The sequence below is a fragment of the Fructobacillus pseudoficulneus genome (assembly GCF_900108455.1).
In the GTDB taxonomy this organism is placed as follows: Bacteria; Bacillota; Bacilli; order Lactobacillales; family Lactobacillaceae; genus Fructobacillus; species Fructobacillus pseudoficulneus.
The window spans coordinates 128,261-149,511 of sequence record NZ_FNWS01000003.1 but is presented as its reverse complement, the minus strand read 5'-3'; the positions used below and the strand labels follow the sequence as shown (position 1 = coordinate 149,511).

At 44.5% G+C, this 21,251-nt stretch carries 18 protein-coding genes and 2 tRNA genes; 16 read left to right on the top strand and 4 right to left on the bottom strand.

Annotation, left to right across the window (positions count from 1 at the left end; translation table 11 throughout):
- Window positions 1–40: 40 nt before the first annotated feature.
- The 6 genes from BLW39_RS04230 to BLW39_RS04205 all read left to right on the top strand — a co-directional run bounded on the left by BLW39_RS04230 (window position 41) and on the right by BLW39_RS04205 (window position 5,754).
- Window positions 41–778, top strand: coding sequence for an amino acid ABC transporter ATP-binding protein (locus BLW39_RS04230; protein ID WP_059378286.1), 738 nt, complete (start codon window positions 41–43; stop codon window positions 776–778).
- Window positions 779–821: 43 nt separating this feature from the next.
- Complete coding sequence (locus BLW39_RS04225; RefSeq protein WP_059378288.1) at window positions 822–1,691, top strand: transporter substrate-binding domain-containing protein; 870 nt, start codon at window positions 822–824, stop codon at window positions 1,689–1,691.
- A complete protein-coding gene (locus BLW39_RS04220; RefSeq protein ID WP_059378290.1) occupies window positions 1,688–2,329 on the top strand; it encodes an amino acid ABC transporter permease in 642 nt (213 codons plus the stop codon). The genes BLW39_RS04225 and BLW39_RS04220 overlap by 4 nt, the downstream gene beginning before the upstream one ends.
- A gap of 10 nt (window positions 2,330–2,339) precedes the next feature.
- Window positions 2,340–2,993: an amino acid ABC transporter permease gene (locus BLW39_RS04215; RefSeq protein WP_059378292.1), complete on the top strand. Its 654-nt coding sequence runs from the start codon at window positions 2,340–2,342 to the stop codon at window positions 2,991–2,993.
- A 26-nt stretch (window positions 2,994–3,019) separates the two neighbouring features.
- A complete protein-coding gene (locus BLW39_RS04210; protein ID WP_059378294.1) occupies window positions 3,020–3,247 on the top strand; it encodes a hypothetical protein in 228 nt (75 codons plus the stop codon).
- Between the two features lie 455 nt (window positions 3,248–3,702).
- Window positions 3,703–5,754: a KUP/HAK/KT family potassium transporter gene (locus BLW39_RS04205; protein ID WP_059378295.1), complete on the top strand. Its 2,052-nt coding sequence runs from the start codon at window positions 3,703–3,705 to the stop codon at window positions 5,752–5,754.
- Between the two features lie 50 nt (window positions 5,755–5,804).
- Here BLW39_RS04205 and mmuM read toward each other — a convergent pair whose 3' ends face one another.
- The 4 genes from mmuM to BLW39_RS04185 form a co-directional block, all read right to left on the bottom strand.
- Window positions 5,805–6,719 carry a homocysteine S-methyltransferase gene (gene mmuM, locus BLW39_RS04200; RefSeq protein WP_059378297.1) on the bottom strand — a complete coding sequence of 305 codons (915 nt, stop codon included), beginning with the start codon at window positions 6,717–6,719 and terminating at the stop codon, window positions 5,805–5,807.
- Entirely contained in the window at window positions 6,673–8,064 is a 1,392-nt protein-coding gene (locus tag BLW39_RS04195; RefSeq protein WP_074717768.1) for an amino acid permease, read from the bottom strand. The genes mmuM and BLW39_RS04195 overlap by 47 nt, the downstream gene beginning before the upstream one ends.
- A 107-nt stretch (window positions 8,065–8,171) precedes the next feature.
- Entirely contained in the window at window positions 8,172–9,812 is a 1,641-nt protein-coding gene (locus BLW39_RS04190; protein WP_059378301.1) for a peptide ABC transporter substrate-binding protein, read from the bottom strand.
- A gap of 29 nt (window positions 9,813–9,841) precedes the next feature.
- On the bottom strand, window positions 9,842–10,972 hold the full coding sequence (locus BLW39_RS04185) for a 5-methyltetrahydropteroyltriglutamate--homocysteine S-methyltransferase (RefSeq protein WP_059378303.1): 1,131 nt from the start codon (window positions 10,970–10,972) through the stop codon (window positions 9,842–9,844).
- 495 nt (window positions 10,973–11,467) lie between these two features.
- Between BLW39_RS04185 and BLW39_RS04180 the strand changes: the two genes are divergently transcribed.
- The 10 genes from BLW39_RS04180 to BLW39_RS04135 all read left to right on the top strand — a co-directional run bounded on the left by BLW39_RS04180 (window position 11,468) and on the right by BLW39_RS04135 (window position 21,090).
- Window positions 11,468–12,013, top strand: a complete 546-nt coding sequence (locus tag BLW39_RS04180; protein WP_059378305.1) for an NADPH-dependent FMN reductase — start codon at window positions 11,468–11,470, stop codon at window positions 12,011–12,013.
- Window positions 12,014–12,019: 6 nt separating this feature from the next.
- Window positions 12,020–12,349 (top strand): CHY zinc finger protein, encoded by a 330-nt coding sequence (locus BLW39_RS04175; protein ID WP_342021924.1) that lies wholly within the window; start codon window positions 12,020–12,022, stop codon window positions 12,347–12,349.
- Window positions 12,350–12,434: 85 nt separating this feature from the next.
- Complete coding sequence (locus BLW39_RS04170) at window positions 12,435–13,361, top strand: L-lactate dehydrogenase (RefSeq protein WP_059378627.1); 927 nt, start codon at window positions 12,435–12,437, stop codon at window positions 13,359–13,361.
- Between the two features lie 100 nt (window positions 13,362–13,461).
- A tRNA-Asn gene (locus BLW39_RS04165) sits at window positions 13,462–13,534 on the top strand.
- A 239-nt stretch (window positions 13,535–13,773) separates the two neighbouring features.
- Window positions 13,774–13,846 (top strand) — tRNA-Asn (locus BLW39_RS04160).
- Between the two features lie 272 nt (window positions 13,847–14,118).
- Window positions 14,119–15,387, top strand: coding sequence for a NupC/NupG family nucleoside CNT transporter (locus BLW39_RS04155; RefSeq protein ID WP_059378307.1), 1,269 nt, complete (start codon window positions 14,119–14,121; stop codon window positions 15,385–15,387).
- A 269-nt stretch (window positions 15,388–15,656) separates the two neighbouring features.
- Window positions 15,657–16,112 carry a hypothetical protein gene (locus BLW39_RS04150; RefSeq protein ID WP_059378310.1) on the top strand — a complete coding sequence of 152 codons (456 nt, stop codon included), beginning with the start codon at window positions 15,657–15,659 and terminating at the stop codon, window positions 16,110–16,112.
- 309 nt (window positions 16,113–16,421) lie between these two features.
- Window positions 16,422–19,103 carry a valine--tRNA ligase gene (locus BLW39_RS04145; protein ID WP_059378312.1) on the top strand — a complete coding sequence of 894 codons (2,682 nt, stop codon included), beginning with the start codon at window positions 16,422–16,424 and terminating at the stop codon, window positions 19,101–19,103.
- A 145-nt stretch (window positions 19,104–19,248) separates the two neighbouring features.
- Window positions 19,249–20,223: a beta-ketoacyl-ACP synthase III gene (locus BLW39_RS04140; protein ID WP_059378313.1), complete on the top strand. Its 975-nt coding sequence runs from the start codon at window positions 19,249–19,251 to the stop codon at window positions 20,221–20,223.
- Between the two features lie 153 nt (window positions 20,224–20,376).
- Window positions 20,377–21,090 carry a CAP domain-containing protein gene (locus BLW39_RS04135; RefSeq protein WP_059378315.1) on the top strand — a complete coding sequence of 238 codons (714 nt, stop codon included), beginning with the start codon at window positions 20,377–20,379 and terminating at the stop codon, window positions 21,088–21,090.
- The last annotated feature ends 161 nt before the right edge of the window (window positions 21,091–21,251 follow it).

Genomic DNA, 21,251 nt, shown 5'->3' with positions numbered 1-21,251 from the left:
CTGTTTTAGGAAGGGCGCTTTTTTGCAAGGAGACAAAGCAATGTCAATGATTGAATTCAAAGATGTACAGAAGTATTATGGGGACTTTCATGCCCTATACGATATCAATTTGAAGATTGATGCCGGTGAAACGGTGGTTTTGATTGGACCTTCTGGTTCTGGTAAATCAACATTGATTCGAACCATTAACGGCTTGGAAGAAATTGAAGAGGGTCAACTAGAAGTTGATGGCTTTGATTTGCATGATCCCAAAACCGATATGAACAAAATTCGTAAAAATGTCGGGATGGTTTTCCAGCACTTTAATTTGTACAACAACAAGACGGTGATTGAAAACATTATGTTGGCACCCCGTCTGGTTTTGAAGCGGGATGAAGCGGAAAACAAAAAGATTGCGATGGAACTGTTGGAGCAGGTTGGCTTGGTCGATAAGGCCAACGCCATGCCATCTTCTTTGTCTGGCGGACAAAAGCAACGAATCGCGATTGCGCGGTCATTGGCAATGAAGCCTAAGGCCTTGCTTTTTGATGAGCCAACCTCGGCCCTTGATCCGGAAATGATTGGGGATGTTTTGGATGTCATGCGTGATATCGCCAAAAACTCATCAATGACGATGCTAGTCGTTACCCACGAAATGAGCTTTGCGAAGGCTGTGGCCGACCGAGTAATTTTCATGGCCGATGGTCGCATTTTGGAAGATAGTTCAACAGAAGCTTTCTTTGATAATCCAAAGGAGCCTCGGGCGAAGAAGTTCCTTAGCCAAGTTGAACACCATTAAGTAAAAAGGAGGAAGCCTGTTTTTTCATGCGGGCTTAAACGAGATGGAAAAAATCAGAAAACGTCGTTTTGGCATCATTGCCTCCTTGATTCTAGTACTAGTTTTGGTGCTAGGAGTCTTGTGGGCGAGCCAGACGGTGAAAAACAACCAGACTCATCAAGATACATTAGCTCGAGTTGAGAAAAAGGGACAAATTACTTGGGGAGTCAAGGCTGATACCAAGTTGTTCGGTTTGATGAACACGAAGACGGGTCAGCCAGCCGGATTTGAAATTGATTTGGCCAAGGCCATGACGGCACAAATTGCCAAGCAAACTGGGAAGAAATTGACTGCCAACTTTGTTCCGGTAACGTCTGCTTCCCGAATTCAATTGTTGAAGAACACCAACATTGATGGCTTAATTTCAACGATGACGATTACGCCAGAGCGGGCTAAAATTGTTGATTTTACTAACGTTTACTTTAATGCTGGTCAGTCGCTTTTGGTACAAAAAGATTCAAACATTCAGTCGATTAAGGACATGAATGATCCTAAGTACACCGTTTTGGTAGTTGTTGGAACGACGGCTGCCCAAGAAACGAAGAAGTATGCACCCAAGGCGAAAGTGATTGCTTTGCAGGACTATGCTTCCGCCATGCAGGCACTTAAGTCAGGCCAGGGTCAGGCTTTGTCAACGGATAATGCCATTTTGTATGGTTTGGCAACTGAAAACCCTGATTATCACTTAGTTGGTGGCGTCTTCACCAAGGCACCATATGGAATGGCCTTTGACCACAATCAAAAGCCAATGACTAAGCAGGCTAACCAGGCCTTAGCAACTTTGCAGGCAGATGGCACTTATAACCGCTTGATTGAAAAGTGGTTTAAGAATGTACCAGGCCTCGATTGGCATGATTTGGAGGTGGGCAAATGACCTTATTGAATCATTATTTTTCAGTCTTTCTACAGGGATTCGGCTACACGCTCTTGGCTAGTCTGATTGCCTTGGTTGGTTCATTGATTTTGGGTACGCTCTTTGCGATTATGCAAGTGACCACGTCGAAAGTGGCGCGGACAATTGGTAATATTTATGTTCAGGTATTCCGAAACATTCCTTTGCTGATTATCACGTTATTCTTCTACCTAGCAGTGGCTAAGGTAATCAAAATGACTGGTTTCACTGCTGGAACGATTGCATTGATGCTTTATACATCGGCTTTCATTGCTGAATCCGTTCGTGCCGGAATTCTGTCAATTGATCCTGGACAAATGGAAGGAGCTCGGGCCAATGGTTTGACCTTTTGGCAGGCAATGCGGGTGATTGTGTTGCCACAAGCCTTCCGGGTGGCGATTCCTTCTTTGGGAAACCAATTTATTAATTTGGTGAAGAACTCATCAATTTTGGCCTTTGTTGGTGGCTTGGATTTGATGTATCAGGGAAACTTGGTGGCGGCCAGTTCGTTTGACACCTTTACGACTTATATCATCATTGCCATCTTCTACCTCGTGATTACGCTGCCGTTGAGTTACTACGTTCAGTACCTCGAAACGCAGTTGAAGAAGAAAGCATAGGAGGCCGAACATGTCAGAATTTTTTAATGCTTTTACGGGGGCTAACCTAAATTACCTATTGGGTGGTTTAGGCATTACGGTTGGCGTTTCGACCATTTCGGTGGTTTTGAGTTTACTTTTTGGCTCGATTGTTGGGATTATTCAGTTTGAAAAGATACCATACTTTTCAAGCTTAGTTGGTACCTTAAATAACATCGTCCGCAACCTGCCGCTCTTGCTGATTATCTTCTTTACTTACTTTGCCTTGCCTCAGCTTGGCTTCCGTTTGCCAATTTTTTGGTCGACGGTCGCTGCCATGACCTTCTTTGAGTCAGCCATGTTGGCAGAAATTGTCCGTGGTGGGCTCGAAGCTGTTGATCGCGGCCAATTTGAAGGAGCACGGGCAAATGGTTTGTCGAATATGCAAACGATGATGCACATCGTTTTGCCGCAAGCCTACAAAAAGATGATTCCACCAATTATTTCGCAGTTGATTTCATTGGTAAAGGATACTAGTTTGGCTTCTGGAATCGTTTTGGCCGAAATGACTTACCGTGGCCAAATTGTTTATGCACAAAACACCAACTATATTGTGCCGGTTTTGTTAGTTTTGACAGTCGTTTACTTCCTATTGAACTATGGACTATCATTGCTGGCAAAATGGTTTGACAAAAGGTTGGCATAAACGGTCAAGGTCGTTATAATAGGGACATGCAAAAGACAGGTAAACAACATAAATTTCTTTTATTCACTCTCTACGCTGTGACTGCCCTGGTGTTGGCCTTTATTATTGACCACCGGGTGACATCACCAGCCGCTTTTGCGAGCGACGTGCGTTTCGATGTTCATAAGAACTTGGAAGGCGATAAGCGTGGGTTGGATAACATGATTGATGAAGTTTGGGCTCAGGCGGCGCGTGACAATTTTGATAACGATTAAATACAAAGCTCGACCTGGTAATCAATCATTACCAAGCCGAGCTTTTTGTCCTTTTGGTGCTTAGTTAGTGATGGCATCGTTGTGGTCATTTTGGGTTAAAATAATGGACTATCATTAGCAGTGGTCGGGACAGCGCTGTAATAATTTTAATTTGTTCCATTCCCACTTTGCTTGACCCAAAACCTGACTATAAACGCTCTTTTCAGCTTTTAAAATGTTGAAATTAGGACGAGTTGAAATCAAAGTAAAAGTAGCGCAAAATAAAAACAATCGAAAGATAAAAATTGCCTTGTATATTCGGCCAAAGGGAGGTACACTCTCCTTTGATTGATGGAAAGAAAAAAGCACACAAGGTAATCTGTTTTTTTAAAATTTACAAACATTTACTGTAGTGTTTCATCAAAATTTTTGCCAGAATCGACGACTAAGTTGATCGACTTTGTAGGAGAGAAGAAATGGCTGATACAGCGACAAAATCAAAGTTGAAGTATGGTGGCTTCTTGATTGCCTTGGGGATTGTCTATGGTGATATTGGAACATCACCACTTTATACAATGAATGCAATCATTGCCGGCAACGCCCATACTAACAATATGGAGAACTTGGTGATTGGGTCAATTTCACTGGTCTTTTGGACCCTGATGTTGATTACGACAATCAAGTACGTTTTAATTGCCCTTCAAGCGGATAACCACGGTGAAGGTGGTATCTTCTCACTGTATAGTAAGGTGCGCAACCGCAACATGAAGTGGCTGATCATCCCGGCAATGGTCGGGGGAGCAGCCCTATTGGCGGATGGTGCTTTGACGCCAGCCGTGACCGTGACATCAGCGGTAGAAGGACTTGAGGGCCAACAATTTGGCTCACTGCTTTTCCCAAGCGGCATTGACTTTGTCGTGCCGGTGGTTTTGACCATCCTGTTGGTGGTCTTTACCTTGCAACGTAAGGGAACGACGAAAATTGGTCGCATGTTTGGACCGATGATGTTGATTTGGTTCTCCTTTATTGGCTTCTTTGGCCTGTTGCAGGTTTTCCAATATCCTGAAATTTTAAAGGCCTTTTCACCGGTTTACGCTGTGCAAACTTTGTTTAGCTCAGATAACCGGTTGGGAATCTTTATTTTAGGAAACATCTTCCTGGCAACGACTGGGGCTGAAGCCTTGTATTCCGACATGGGTCATGTCGGCAAGCGCAATATTTACTTGAGCTGGCCATTTGTCTACACCACTTTGATTTTGAACTACATGGGCCAAGGGGCCTGGGCAATTATGCACCATTCTAGTGGGGCCAATTTGAACCTGTTCTTTGACATTTTGCCAAATCAATGGCGGTTAATTGGTGTTATTTTAAGTACCTTGGCAGCTGTGATTGCCTCACAGGCCTTAATTACAGGGGCGTTTACCCTGGTTTCTGAGGCGATTTCGTTGAAGATCATGCCACGCTTGCGAATCACTTATCCAAATGATTTCCGCGGGCAAATGTATATCTCACTCGTCAACTGGATGCTCTTCGTGGCTGGTGTGGCTGTGGTTGTCTTTTTCAAGACATCACATAACATGGAATCAGCCTACGGTCTTGCCATTACGGTAACGATGCTGATGACGACTATTTTGCTCTTTGAGTTTATTCGCTTTAAGACCAGAACAACTTTGGCAGTACTGTTTGCCATTCCATTTGGTTTATTGGAGATACTATTCCTGATTGCTAGTTTGGGAAAGTTTATCCACGGTGGGTATGTCACGGTCATTTTGATGCTATTGATTTTGTCCGTGATGGTCTTTTGGTTCTATGGTAACAAGCGACGGGAAGCATTGTCTTATAACAATGATTACTTGTCATTGAAGGACTACCGCCGTCAATTGATGCAGTTATCAAATGATCCGGAAGAGCCACTGATGGCCAAGAATTTGGTGTACATCGTCAATGTTCATGATGACTATCAAATTAAGAAGTCAGTGATTTATTCACTGCTTGGTGCTCGGCCAAAGCGGGCAAAGGTTTACTGGTTTGTCACCATCAGGGAATCGATTAACCCATATGAAAAGAGTTATTCGGTGGACTTGATGGGTAGCCAAAACATGGTTCGAGTGGTCTTGAACCTTGGCTTTAAGGTTGATCCTCAGGTGGAATACTATATTCACCAAATTGCTAAGACCTTGGTCAAGCAGGGTGTCTTAGAGCCACAAAAGATTCGCTATGGTTTGGATAAGAACCGTAGCATCGGTGACTTTAAGTACATCATTACGAACAATTACTATACAGATTTGAAGACTGTGTCGACTATCTCATCTTGGGACCGGTTCTTGATTGGTGGCCGAATTTGGCTACAATCACACTCTGTTCACCTTCGTTACTTCTATCGCTTACGCTTAAGCGATACGGTGGAAGAGGTTGTGCCACTCTTTATTGAGCACAAGACGGTTTCAAAGTTGCGTCAGCTGGAAGTAAAAAACCAGATGCCGCGTTGGCACCATATGGAAACAACCGAAGCTGATACGAATCAATAATCAAAAAGCCCCGCACGAGATTGTGCGGGGCTTTTAGTATGTGAAGCTCATTATTCAAATAGGGCGGTGCGAACCTTTTTTAATTCGGCGGGAATCATTTCACAGCAGCCACTAATCCATGAAGCGCCGTGGTCACGCCAACTGGTGGCTTTTTCAGAGAAAATCGTTTCATTGGGTTCACCCCAAGTTTTGGTGATGGGGTCATAGTCAGCGCCGGCATTGGGAGCAACGGCGAGGGCCTTGTCTGTTTTGGCAGTTGGTCGAAGATAATCGAGGGCGTCTTCTGTTAGTTCTGGTTTGAAACAGTTAAAGCCGTAGGCGACCACATTTGGCTGGGCCTCCAAAACTTTTTGGACTTCGCGCAAATCCGTACCGTCACTAATGTGCTGACTATCCTTGAGTGAGCAGGTAAAGAGAACATCGATGTCCGGATAGTCGTTGAGCAAATCACAGAGCACCTTGATTTCCGTGAAGTTTGGCACGGTCTGGATGGCCAATAAATCGCTGCCGGCTTCGACTAACCAGTCCAAGCGGTCGCGGTGAAAGTCCCGCAGTTCGTCAGCATTGACATCATAGTCGCCGGTATACTCGGCCCCATTTGCTAAAAATGCGCCATAGGGGCCAATGTTGCCAGCGACCCATTTGGCCTGGTCACCCTGGCTATCAAAGCTCGCCTTTTGTGCTAAGGAAACGGCTTTTTTAATATAATGTTCCGCTTGGTCCTTGGTATAACCCTGTTTGATAAAGCCGGCGGTTGATGCTTGATAACTGTCGGTGGTCGTGACGTTGGATCCAGCGTCAAAGAAATCGCGGTGCACCTGATAGACCTTATCCGGGTCGGTAATCAAGGCCTTGGCTGTCCAAAGTGGGTTATTGGTATCAAAGCTCTGGTTATTGAGGCCGAGACTCATTGAGCTATCAAATAAAATCGTTTTTTGTTGGCTGCGCCAATTGTGAAAATTCATGTTGTGTTTGTCCTTTATAATTTGGCTTAAAAATAATGTAGAAAAGATACAATAGCAGCGAGAAAGGTACGCCAATAATTAAAGCAATCCGTTGGTTTGGATCAAAGCCGATGCCGACAATCGATGCCAGGCAAATCAGAATCACTAAGATTGGCGTTAGCGGGTAGAGCGGCGTCCGATACTTTAATTCTGAGAGCTGGTGGCTCTTCAGGAATTGTTGGCGGAAGTTGAGCTGCGCCCAGGCAATGATAATCCAAACGGCCACAACCGCGAAAGCGGAGAGGGCGTTAAGGGCAAGGTAAACGGTTTGAGCCGCATAAATACTTGATAAGAGGGAAAGGGCACCGCCAGCCATTGTGAGCAAAAGGCCGTAGACGGGCAGACCGTGGCGGCTAAGCTTACCGAGCTTTGGTGAAATTTCACCCTTATCGGCGAGAGACCAAATCATCCGTGAAGCGGCATAAACCCCAGCGTTTGAAGCCGAGAAGAGTGTGATAATCAAAACGGCATTCATGATGTCGGCTGCCCAGGGGATGCCGGCTTGGTTGAGGATAGCCACAAAGGGACTGGTGGCCAAAGCCTTATCAGAAGGTGACAGCAGGGTCCCCATTACCAAGATAGCGCCGATGAATAGGACAATTAAAATGAAGAGGGTCCGACGAGTGGCACTTGGAATGGTCTTTTCAGGGTTTTTGGCTTCACCAGCCGCCACACCAATCATTTCGGCGCCGGAATAGGCGAAGTTTGCCGTGAGCACGGTGGCGAAAATCGGCCCGAAACCATGCGGAAACCAACCGCGACTGGTTAATTCGCCAAAGCCGGCCGAAAGGGTGGTGGCGTGTACTGGTACCAAACGGAAAATCAAAAGAAAGCCAATCACGACAAAGACCAGCAGGGCAATCGTCTTTATCCAGGATGTTAACGATTCACTCTTGTTAAACCAGGAAAGTTGGCCGAGGTTTAAGACAAAGATAATGGCACCAAATAAGAGGCACCACAGCCAGATTGGTTGGTGGGGGAACCAGCGTTGCATGAGCAAGCCGATGGTTAAAAGGTTTGAACCTAGAGCGATGGTCCAAGTCAGCCAGTATAACCAAGCGACGACAAAACCGACGCCGGGATTAATGAATTTGTTGGCATAATCATGAAAAGAACCCGTAGTCGGTGAGAAAACGGACAGTTCACTCAAACACTGCATGACTAGGCAGACTAGGACGGCCCCAATCAGGTAGGCAATGATGGTGCCGGTTGCGCCGGCACTTTGAATGAAGTAGCCGGGACTCATGAAAATACCAGTCCCAATCACGCCGCCAAGTGAGAGGGCGATGAGCTGGTTGGTATTCATGGATTGTTTTTTAATTGAACTTGCGATAATTTTGCTCCTTTACAGAGAGAAATCGGGACAGTAACTGCCCCGATTTGCCTGTGGATTAATTGCTAATAATGCTCACCTTATTCACGGTAAGCGTGAGTCAAATCCAATTGCAAACCAGTTGGATTGACGACGACATTCTTAACCGAAGGACGGTTTAGGATAATTCGCTTCCATGAATAGAGTGGGTTCAAGTTGGCTTGGTCCTTCAAAGCCAATTCGGCTTGCTTGAAATCATTGTCTCGAGCGGAAGCGTTGTTGGCATCTTGGTTTTCAGCCTTGTTAACGGCATCCGTGAAGGCCTGGTTTTTGAACTTACCGTTGTTAGTACCAGTAGTTGGATCCTTAAACATGTTGTAGTAGCTGACGCCATCTTGGTAATCACCAGTCCAGTTGGTCAAGGTGATATCAAAGTTACCGTTTGAAGCATCCTGCATCCGCTGCTTGATCGGCACAATCTTCTCGTTCACCGTAATATCAGAACCAAAGGTTGATTCCCAGGACTGCTTCAAGAAGTCGACGGTATTCTTTGAAACGACAGCGTCTGCATCGGTTTCAATCGTCACGGTCATCTTGCCCTTATTAACTTCTTGCAAGCCTTTCTTGAATAACTTCTTAGCCTGATCAGTATCATATTGATAATGGGGGTTGATGTAGGTCGATAGGTCTTCCCCGTTGGCAGCCTTCACCAAGTTCTTCGGAACTAAGCCGGTCGCGGCATAACGGGTGTTACCGGATGCCTGTGAGGCTAGGGTCTTACGGTTGGTAGCCAAGTTCAAGGCCTGACGAATCTTTTCGTTTTGTAAATAAGGGTTAGAAGCTTGGTTGTATTCGAGGTAGGAAGCAACGGCCAGTGGTGTTGTCGTTGCAGCCTTATTGTTCTTGTTTGCTTCATAGATTTCCGGAGTACCGTAAATCTTCGCTCGGTCTAGCTTGCCCTGCTTATAAAGTTGGACACCAGTTTCAGCATTTTTGATGACCTGCCAGTTAACCTGCTTGGTTTTGACATTTTTGGCATCCCAGTAGTTTGGATTTTTAACAATCTTGAAGGACTCGTTGGTTCCGGTCCAGCCGACTAACTTATATGGCCCAGAATAAATTTGTTCTTTAGCTGAGGTACCATACTTCGAACCTTCAGATTGTACAAATGATTCCTTTTGTGGCATCAATTGTGCAAAGCTTAATAAGTACTTGAATTGTTGCATTGGCTTTTCGAGCTTAAAGGTAAGCGTGTTGCCCTTAGCCGAAACCCCTAATGACGAAACGGGTTTCTTACCGGCCATGATATCATCGGCGTTCTTGACGCCGGAGGTTAGGTAGGCGTATTCTGATCCGGTCTTTGGATCGGCGAGTCGCTGCCAACTGTAGACGAAATCTTTAGCAGTCAGTGCTGATCCGTCGGACCACTTGAGGCCAGAGCGGAGTTGAACGGTGTAAGTCAATCCGTCAGAAGAGACGCTATACGACTTGGCCAAATCTGGTACAGGATCGCCCTTGGCGTTCAGACGTAAGAGATTGGACTCGGTGTTTCCAATGATTGTTGTTGAATATTGGTCGACACTCTTGGAAATGTCTAATGTCTGAACGTCACCGTCCAATGAATAATTTAAAACAGAATCTTTTTTTGGTGCGCTGGAAGAGGAGTGCCCCGTAACAGCGAAACCAGCTCCGATAGCGAGGACAAGGACGGCCGCCGTTGTCCACTTTTGCCATTTTTGCATGTTTTTCCCCACGTTTTTCTATGTTTTGTTTACCAAATCTGCTTGGCTGTATCGACGACTAACTTAATTTTGGCCCACTGTTCATCTTCTGTTAGGTGATTACCTTCTTCAGTAGAAGCAAAACCACATTGGGTACTCAAAGCTAAGTTGTCTAAATCAACATATTGACTGGCTTCCTTCACCCGGTCAATCAAAACGGCTGGGTCTTCCAAGTCGGGCTTTTTAGAAGTTGCTAATCCCAAGACAACTTGTTTGCCGGCAGGAACCTTGGCCAATGGTGAGAAGTCACCTGACCGGTTGTCATCAAATTCCAAGTAGAAGGATTCGACATTTTCCTTGCCAAACAAGGTGTCGGCCACTGGTTCGTAACCGCCGGTAGCGGCCCAAGTTGAGGCGTAGTTACCACGGCAAACGTGGGTACTAATCCGTAAGTCTTCTGGCAAATCTTGGATGGCCAAATTGTTTAGTTCCAGGTATTCAGCCTGCAACTGCTCGATGCCCTTTTGATCAATATTTTGTGCTGACCAAAAATCGGAATCGGAAAGCATACCCCAGGTACAGTCGTCTAATTTAATGTCGCGGCAACCAGCATCATAGAGGGCCAAGAAAAGGTCGTGATAGGCCTGAGTTAAGTCCTTCACCAAATCAGCGCGGTCAGGATAAACTTGGTTAAGAGATTCGAGGTTATCTTCACCACGGACAAATTCGGCATAGGCCTGAGCGGGGGATGGCACACTTTGACGAGGCACAACGTCTAAGTCCTTAGTAATGCTTTGCAAGTACTCAAAGGCTTTCAAATCAGGATGGTCTTTAGTAAAGCGAATCTTGCCAACGACTTTGGCAGATTCTTTTCGAGTTTCTAAGTTGTGGAAGAAGTAACCGTGCTCACCAAAAATCTTTTTGACCCCTTCAAAGCCCCAGAAGGTATCGAGGTGCCACAAGTGGCGACGGAATTCGCCGTCAGAAACATAGTGCAAGCCGGCTTCAACTTCCTTGTCAACTAACTTTTTGATTTCTTCGTCTTGAATTTTTGTCAGCTGCTCTTGGCTGATTTTGCCAGCTTCAAATTCGGCTTGGGCCTCTTTTAGTCGAGCTGGCCGTAAAAATGAACCAACAATATCAAAATGGATGGGTGTGTGTGTTGCTGTTGCTGCTGTCATGATAATTTCTCCTCTTTCTAAACACTAAAAAACGCCCCTAGGTCAGACTTGATGTCTGAACCTAGAGGCGCTGTCAACGCGGTACCACTCTAATTTCACTGATCTTGTGACCAGCCTTAGTCGATACACCAGTGGGGGCTATATCGCAACAAGGTAACGGATGTTGGCCGTAGTTGGCTAATTCTTTTGAACTCACCAAGCTAAAAACTACTCCTGGACCATTTTCCTTAATAGCCAATACACTGCTTCTCATCCATCACAGTTTTCTGTAGTATCGCTTGTTAAGTACTCATCCAATCGCCGTAGCTATTTCTTGCTTCTGAGTATAGCATTAAAAAATAATGAGTCAACACTTAATTTTAGATTTCTTCTAAATTTTCTTGAAAAAGACTATAATGAACACCAGTTACAGAAAGCCGCGAGAGCTCTTCTGCTGGCTATTTGGTGGATCTCGTATGGATTTTTAATCCGCAGCTTGATTTGACGGAGAAAATGATGAATAAAATTGCAGTCGTTGTTGGTAGTAATCGAAAAAATAGTGTGAGTCGCCGCATTGCTCACTGGTTAGCGCCAAAGCTAACGAATTTGTCACAGTTGGCAGAGGTGGTTGACTTGGCGGAGGAGAACTTGCCCTGGCTTGATGAACCTAAGTTACCAGCACAGGGTGATTATCAAATGCCAAGTACAATTGCCTGGTCGGACAAAATTCAGTCTTATGATGCGGTTGTTTTTGTCGCACCACAATACAACTGGGGTTATCCGGCAGTCTTGAAAAACGCCATGGACACGCTTTACTCGGAGTGGCAAGATTTGCCAGTTGCCACGGTCTTCTTTGGTGGTCATGGCGGCTTTCAGGAAGATCTGGCCTTTTCGTTGATACTGCAGGGATTGAAGGTACGACGCCTACCAACTAACCTGTCATTGAATATTAGTGTTGGTCAAATTACAGCCGAAATGACAGACGATCAAGTCGATGTGGTTTTGTCTGAATTTGACAAAGAAGTGAGCCAGTTGAGTCAGACATTGTCTGATTTGGTGTAATTAGCGATGAAAAGATTATTTGGTGTTGCGAAGGTGCCGATGTATGGGCTACAACTTGGTGAACAAGGGACCTGTGAGCACTATCACTCTGAGTTCGACATTGCCGGTCTGAAGTGCCGGGAGTGTCAGCGCTTTTATGCTTGCTATCAGTGCCATGATGACTTAGAGAAACATCAATTTGTGCCAACCGCCAAGCAAAGCCGGGAGCCAGCGGTCTTGTGTGGGCATTGTGGTAATTTACTGACTTTTGCTCGCTACAAAGAGGGCCATTGCCCATCCTGTGGGTCAGCTTTTAACCCCAAATGTGCTTTACACGAGAGCGTCTATTTTTCTTGATTTTATATTAAAGAAATCTCATAAAACTGTTGACGGAATAGTTCTAATCAAATATGATGAGCATACTAGAAGAAACGGGGAAATGCTGATGCGAAAAATTGGAATTATTGGATTAGGACACGTAGGCTCAACGGTTGCTCATGGTTTGATCGCGGAAGGCGTGGCCGACGAATATGTCTTCATCGACAAGAATGAAGGGAAAGTGCAAGCTGAGGCCTTGGACTTTGAAGATGCCAAAACGAATTTGGCTAACAGCTATCAGATTACCGTGAACGATTATGCGGCTTTGGGCGATGCTGACGTCGTGATTTCAGCGTTGGGAAATATTGAATTGCAACATAACAACCCAACGCACGATCGTTTTGTGGAATTGTCTTACAATGTTGAACAGGTTCGACAGGTTGCTGCTGACTTGAAACAAACGGATTTTTCTGGCGTTTTGGTCGTGATTACTAACCCTTGTGATGCGATTGCCGCCCTATATCAGGCTGAAACTGGTTATCCCAAGGAAAAAGTAATTGGAACGGGGACCTTGTTGGATACGGCTCGAATGCACCGGGCAGTTGGAAAGGCCTTTGATGTTAATCCGAAATCGGTAGCTGGTTATAACTTGGGGGAGCACGGTAATTCTCAGTTTACGGCCTGGTCAACGGTTTCTTTGCAGGGACAGCCGATTACAAAGTTAGCTGAAGAAAAGGGCCTTGATTTGGCGGCGATTGAGCAGGACTCAATTGTTGGTGGCTATACCGTCTTTGAAGGCAAGGGCTATACATCCTATGGAATTGCGAGTGCTGCCATACGTTTAGCCAAGGCAGTCATTCAAGACGCCAAAGTTGAAATGCCTGTTTCACATAAGCGGCCAGAATATGGTTCATACCTTTCTTATCCTGCAGTTGTCGGTCGTGAAGGAATTGTGGCCTATTCGCAGCTAGACTTGACAGCGGAAGAGCTTTCTAAGTTACAAAACTCAGCAGACTCCATTCAAAGCAAGTTTGAAGAAGTCGTCCGTTAAAATTTTTAAGGTGAATTTGATTAATTTAAAATGAACTTTTTTTAATAAAAGTGTTGACATGTTACCGTACAGGTATTACTATAGTTGTACGGTAATTAATTGCTCCGTAGTTCAGTTGGTAGAACGCCGCACTGTTAATGCGAGGGTCGCTGGTTCGAGTCCAGCTGGGGCAGTAGAAATTAAATTAGGTGATGGTCTGATGGCATGCTAGTCATTGGGCCATTTTTGTTTGAACTGTAGCTTGTGGAATTTTCTAAACTGATCAAATTTGCTGGCTAAAGTGACTCGCGGTAGCGGCTAGTTAGCCATGAGTATTTCTTGGTTGATTTTGATTAATAAATGATTAACTTTTTTTAATTAAATCGTTGACAAGCTTTTATCTATAGGTTATTATAAATGCATGGTAATTAATTGCTCCGTAGTTCAGTTGGTAGAACGCCGCACTGTTAATGCGAGGGTCGCTGGTTCGAGTCCAGCTGGGGCAGTCGAAAATAAATTAGAAAGAAGTCCTGATAGCATTCCTGTTATCAGGATTTTTTATTCACAGCGAATGCTTTCTCCCTAATTGCTGTTGAAACAAGCATGGCATAATACAATTATTTCTAACGTAGTCTAAAAGACGAATGTATCTAAAAATTCGTTTACAATGTTCGGATTAAATGGAAATTAAATCGCTTATTGCCAGTGCTTACAGCTGATTTGAGTGCTATAATTGAAATGTTTGAATTGTAAAGATTTTATAGGGAGTAATGACATCATGTATTTGATCATTAACATCATCGGGCTTTTGGTATTTATTGCCTTGGCCGTCTTGTTTTCTAAAAACCGTTCTGCCATTAACTGGCGTTCAGTTTCCATCATGGTTGTAACCAACCTTGTCTTGGCATGGCTTTTGACTGGTTTCCCAGTTGGTCGTGCGATTGTTAAGGGCGCTGCGAGCGGCTTTAACGAATTGATCTCTGCTGCAGGTGCCGGAATCGACTTTGCTTTGAAGCCAACTGGTATGGCTTTGCCAACGCCATTCGTCGTTTCTGCCTTGTTGCCAATCTTGTTGGTTGTTCCTCTCTTTGATATTTTGACTTATATCGGAGTTTTGCCATTCATTATCAAGTGGATTGGTCGCGGGCTTTCAGCACTGTCTGGTCAACCTAAGTTTGAATCATTTTTCTCAGTAGAAATGATGTTCTTGGGTAACACAGAAGCTTTGGCTGTTTCTGGCTTGCAATTGAACCAAATGAAGGCTTCACGTAACTTGACCTTGGCCATGATGTCAATGTCTTGTGTGACGGCATCAATTTTGGGATCATACATGCAAATGATGCCTGCACAGTACATCTTAACTGCTGTGCCAATTAACGTTTTGAACGCCTTGATTGTGACATCAATCTTGAACCCAGTTGACGTAACTGCTGAAGAAGACACGATTGCCACAATTGGTGCTGCTGCTCCAGCCGCTGAAAATGCTGAATCAGGTTCACAAGAATTGGCTGAAGAAGAAATCGCTAAGGCTGAAAAGCCAGCCCGCGAACCATTCTTCTCATTCTTGGGTGATTCAATTCTTGGTGCTGGTAAGTTGATTTTGATCATCGCAGCCAACGTTATTGCCTTTGTGGCCTTGGCCGCTTTGGTTGACAAAATCTTGGGTTGGGTAAACCCATGGTTGTCTTTGGAACATATCCTTGGAATCGTGATGTTCCCATTTGCTTGGTTGATGGGATTCAGCACAACCCACGCCTTCGATTTGGCTCAATTCATGGGAACGAAGTTGGTTACCAACGAATTCGTTGTCATGGGTAAGGTGACTGGTGACATCGCTCACTTTGCACCACACTACAAGGCTGTTTTGACGGTCTTCTTGACTTCATTTGCTAACCTTTCAACTATCGGTATGATTATCGGTGCCTTCAAGGGCTTGGTTAACAAGGAAAAGAATGAAGTGATTGCCAAGAACGTTGTTTACTTGTTGTTGTCTGGAATTTTGGTTTCATTGTTCTCAGCTGCAATGGTTGGACTGTTCGTTTGGTAAGAAACAATCAAAGCGACTCCGTTGGGGGTCGCTTTTTTGTTTGCCTTGAAAATTGGCTTTTAACGTGAATCCTGCTAAAATAGAGAAGATGACTAATCGATAAGATTAGTGTTTGTTAGTGACTGAGTGCGTGATGGCAATGGGTTGCTAAGCAATAGTTATGATAGTCAAGATGATTATTATTTATATTTAATACTCATTTGTTTACATGTATCTAATGGTCATTCATTTAAACGATTGAATTAGTTCGACATAGGAAGGATTTTATTATGTTGTCACGATCACAGCGCCGTAAGACTGGCGGTAAAAAAGTTACTTTTTATAAAAAATGGTGGTTTTGGTTGATTATTGTTTTGTTGATTGGTGGAATTGCCTTTTATATGATTGGTTCTGCCTCTTCAAAGAAGTCAGATGATTCACCAACACCAGATATTTCTTATTCATCATCAAAGAAGCACACCTATGATTATGGGGATTCTTCAAGTTCTGACGATGATGATGCGGATTCAAGTTCTGCTAATGCTACCGCAGCTGCTAATTCAAAGGCTGCTGCGAACGCTGCCGCTCAGGCATCATCTAAGGCTGCGGCAGATGCTGCTTCTCGCTCAGCTGCTGATTCTTCTTCACGGCTAGCAATGTCACAGTCATTGTGGAATAAGCAAAATCAAGCAAGCTCATCATCTTCATCTTCATCATCTAGCTCAGCCACGGGAACTTCTAATTAAGCAGTGGTAGAGCGCCCGATGCATTTAAATCAGGGTTCGTTTTTAAATTTGCTTGACTATTTGATAGAAGCTTTGTAGACTTAAGAAAGCCAATGAGGAGTACGCAAGCGTAACTTTTGAGAGACCTGGTGTTAGCTGAGAACCAGGAGTACTAATGCGGAAGGTTGCTTTGGCCTTAAAAATTTTGATAAATGAGTGGCTATCACAGATTGCGATAGCAATTTAGGTGGTACCACGTGTAAGCGTCCTAATCGAAAGATTAGGGCGCTTTTATTTTGTATCAGTAGCCATTTAAAAAGGAGAATTGCCATGCGTGAAGTTGAAATGTCGACCAAGTATGACCCAACCGCCGTTGAAGCCGGCCGTTACCAGGAATGGTTAGATAATGATTTGTTTTCACCTGAAGCCAACAAGGCTATCCAAGGACAAGAACCAGAACCTTATTCAGTGGTGATTCCACCACCAAACGTTACCGGAAAGCTCCACTTGGGCCACGCCTGGGATACAACTTTGCAAGACATGTTGATTCGCCAAAAGCGGATGCAAGGTTTTGATACGTTATGGTTGCCAGGAATGGACCATGCCGGAATTGCTACCCAAGCTAAGGTGGAACAACGCCTTCGTGAACAGGGTGTTTCACGTTATGACTTGGGCCGTGAAAAGTTCATCGAACAGGTTTGGGACTGGAAGAACGAATATGCTTCAACCATCAAACAACAGTGGGGCAAGATGGGCTTGGCATTGGACTACAGTCGCGAACGCTTTACCTTGGATGAAGGGCTAAACCAAGCGGTTAACAAGGTCTTTATTGATTTGTACAATAAGGGCTTGATTTACCGTGGTGAATACATTATTAACTGGGACCCACAGGCACGGACTGCTTTGTCCGATATCGAAGTTATCTACCAAGATGACGAAGGAGCCTTCTACCATGTTAAGTACCCATTTACTGATGGAACGACTTTAAATGGTAAGGATTACATTGAAATTGCTACCACCCGTCCCGAAACGATGTTTGGGGATGTGGCGGTTGCTGTCCATCCATCCGATGAACGTTACAAGGACTTAATTGGTAAGACAGTTAAGGTCCCACTTGTAAACCGTGAAATTCCAATCATCGCGGATGAATACGTTGAAAAGGACTTTGGAACTGGGATGGTGAAGATTACACCGGCCCACGATCCAAATGATTTCCAAGTTGGAAACCGTCATGATTTGGAACGCATCAATACGATGACGGAAGACGCACATTTGAACGAAAATGCTGGTAAGTATGTCGGCCTTGATCGTTTCGAAGGGCGCAAGGCAATGGTGGCTGACTTGCAAGAGCAAGGCTTTATGTTGGAAGTCGAACCACTGGTTCACTCGGTTGGACACTCAGAACGAACTGGTGTTCAAATCGAATCACGTCTTTCAACGCAATGGTTCGTTAAGATGGAGCCACTGGCTAAACAAATTTTGGCCATGCAAGAAAACGCTGACGAAAAGGTTAACTTTGTCCCTGGTCGTTTTGAAGATACCTTTACTCGTTGGATGGAAAACATCCGTGATTGGGTGATTTCTCGCCAACTTTGGTGGGGACACCAAATTCCAGCCTGGTATAAGAACAAGGGAACGGACCAGGAAGAAATCTACGTTGGAACTGAAGCTCCCGGCGCTGACTGGGAACGCGACCCTGACGTTTTGGATACATGGTTCTCATCTGCCTTGTGGCCATTTTCAACAATGGGTTGGCCAAATGATTTGGAAGGCGACTTTGCCAAGTACTACCCAACCAATACTTTGGTAACGGGTTACGATATTATCTTCTTCTGGGTTGCCCGGATGATGTTCCAAGGAAAGGAATTCACCGGTGAACGACCATTCAAGAACGTCTTGATTCATGGCTTGATTCGAGACGGAGAAGGGCGCAAGATGTCTAAGTCATTGGGGAACGGTGTTGACCCAATGGATGTCATCGAAAAGTATGGTGCCGATGCCTTGCGCTGGTTCTTGGCTACCGGTTCTACTCCGGGTCAAGATGTCCGCTTTACTTATGAAAAGATGGACGCGGCCTGGAATTTTATTAACAAAATTTGGAATGTTGCCCGTTATGTCATCATGAACCTTGATGATGACACGAAGGCGGAAGTGCCCGCTAAGGACCAACAGACGTTGGCCGACCAATGGATTTTGGACCGTTTGAACCAAACCGTACAAGAGGTGACAGAAAACTTCGAAAAGTTCGAATTTGGTGAAGCTGGTCGTGATTTGTACAACTTTATCTGGTCTGATCTGGCTGATTGGTACGTTGAAATGACCAAGGAATCATTGAATGGTGATGGCGATAAGACAGCCGTTCAACAAACGTTGGCCTATGTTTTGGATCAAACGTTGCGCTTGCTTCAACCAATTATGCCGTTTGTTTCGGAAGCTATCTGGCAAGAAATGCCACAGCAAAAGGGCAAGGACGAACACCTCGGTATTCAAGCCTACCCTGTCTTCCGGGATGACTTGGTTAACCAAGAAGCGGCTACTGCCTTTAAGTCATTGCAAGACTTGATTGTCGCTGTTCGAAACATTCGTGCCGAAGCCAAGGCACCAATGTCAAAGCCAATTAATGTGATTATTAAGGTAACGGACCCTGCCTTGCAGGCAATCTTTGATGACAATGCCGATTATATCGATCGTTTTGTTAAGCCGGAATCATTGACAATTGGAACGGAAGTCACGGTGCCACAACTTTCAATGTCACAAGTAATTACTGGTGCTGAAGTTTACGTACCATTAGCTGGCTTGATTGATATTGAAGCTGAAGTAGCTCGTTTGCAGGGTGAAGCCGATAAGTTCCAAAAGGAAGTTGCTCGTGCCAACGGTAAGTTGTCAAACGAAAAGTTTGTTAACTCAGCTCCTGAAAAGGTTGTTCAAGCGGAACGCGAAAAGTTAGCCGACTGGGAAGAAAAGTTGGCGTCAACAAAAAAGCGAATTGCCGATTTGCAAACGCAGAGCTAATTTATTTAATTGAATCGTAATAAAAAACCTCACCTTTGGTGGGGCTTTTATGTTAGGTTAATATGAGCCGTGTAAAGTTGTTAAACAATTTAACGGAAACACGCGCATTCTTGCAATCAATCTTTGTTTTGATATAGGTAGAAATATGTTTGGAAGTAAAATTTTAGCTAGTGGACACTATGTGCCTGCGGATATCGTGACAAACGATGATTTGGCGGAAGTTATTGATACATCTGACGAATGGATCGTCAGTCATACTGGAATTAAGCAACGAAGGGTCTCTCTTCAAGGGGAAAACACCTCTGACTTGGCAACGAAAGCTGCACAACAAGCGCTGAACCGAGCAGGGGTTAAGGCCGAAGACCTTGACTTCATTATTGTCACGACATTTACGCCGGATGGTTTAGCACCATCAACGGCTGCCCTGGTACAACGAAACCTTGGAGCCAAGAAAGCCTTTGGTTTTGATTTATCAACTGCATGTGCTGGCTTTGTTTTTGGGCTGACAACGGCCGATAACTTTATGAAGGCTGGCCAGTACCGCTATGGCTTAGTTGTGGCTGCGGAAGTAAATTCGAAAATGATGGACTTTCGTGACCGAACTAGTACTGTCTTCTTTGGGGATGGTGCCGGTGCCGTCGTGTTGGAACGAGTGGATGAAAGCCAAGGACAAATTGGCAACGCCGGTCTGCATACACAAGGGGATGCTGAAGTGGTCCATTCCGGTCGGGTAGCCCCATTGACTGAGCTGCGTTCGGATTATTATCCACAAGTCGATGCTTTCTTCCAAGAAGGACGTCAAGTCTATGAAGAAGTGACGACCCTCATTCCAAAGCATATTGAAGAATTCCTGGCTGAGAATGACTTGCAGCCTGATCAGATTGATTACTTTATCTTGCATCAAGCTAATTTACGGATTATCGAAAAGGTAGCAGAGATTTTGCAACAACCAATGAGCAAGTTCGTGACGAACGTTGAAGAGTATGGAAATTCATCATCGGCCGGAATTGCCATGGCTTTTGATCAAATTAACCAAAAAGTTGATCTAACTGGTCAAAAAGTTTTCTTAACAGGCTTTGGAGCGGGCTTTACTTACGGTTCAATTCTGTTAAATCTCTGAATTTGTAATACAAAAGAGTTAAATGTAATACTCAAGTAACAATAAGGAAAAACGCTGGCAATACGGGTTTATTACACTGGATATATAGATTAAGCGTATGTTAAGCACTTGCTAAATCGAAAATATAAGCAGAAAAAAATGGAGATGTCTCTCATGAAGAATAATGTTACTAAAACAATTTTGGCAACTGTTGCTGGAGCAGCTGCCTTTGCTGGTGCAGGCGTAGCCGCGTCTGCCAACGATATCACTGTTAAAGCCGGTGATACTTTGTCACAAATCGCTCAAGCTAACAACACTACTGTTGATGACTTGGCATCAAAGAACAACATTGCTGACGTTAACTTGATTTACGTTGGCGATGTTATCAAGACTGATGGTACTGCAACTGCAGCCGCAACGACTACTGCAGCCGCAACGACTACTGCAGCCGCAACGACTACTACTCAGACTTCATCAGCTGACCAAACTGCACAAGCTAACACTGCTGCAACAACTTCATCAGTTGATTACAGCTCATACTCAGCTGGTGCTAGCGGATCAGTTCAAACTATCATCAACGCTATGAACGCAAAGCGTGCAGCTGCTGGTTTGGCACCTGTACAATACGATGCAGCTTTGTCAGCACGTGCACAATCTCGTGCAGAAAATGCTGTTGCTAACGGTGGTTTGCCAACTGGTCACATGCAACAAGTTGCTGGACCTGAAGTTGTTGCTATCGACTGGGCACCAAGCCAAGTTGTTAACGCATGGTACAACGAAACTGGTATGATTGCTGCACCTGCACACCGTAACTGGTTGATGAATGCTAGCTTCACTAAGGTAGGATTCGGTATCGTTGACGGTACTATCGTTGGTCTTGCAGGCTAATCCTAGCAGATTAATTTTAATTTAAACTTGAACACCTACACTATGTTGTAGGTGTTTTTTTGTTTAAAATGACGTAAATATGCGATAAAACGACTCGAACAGTCTGAATATCTATGGATTTTATGCCAAGTGTGGTAAGATAGGGAAACATGAAGGCGTAA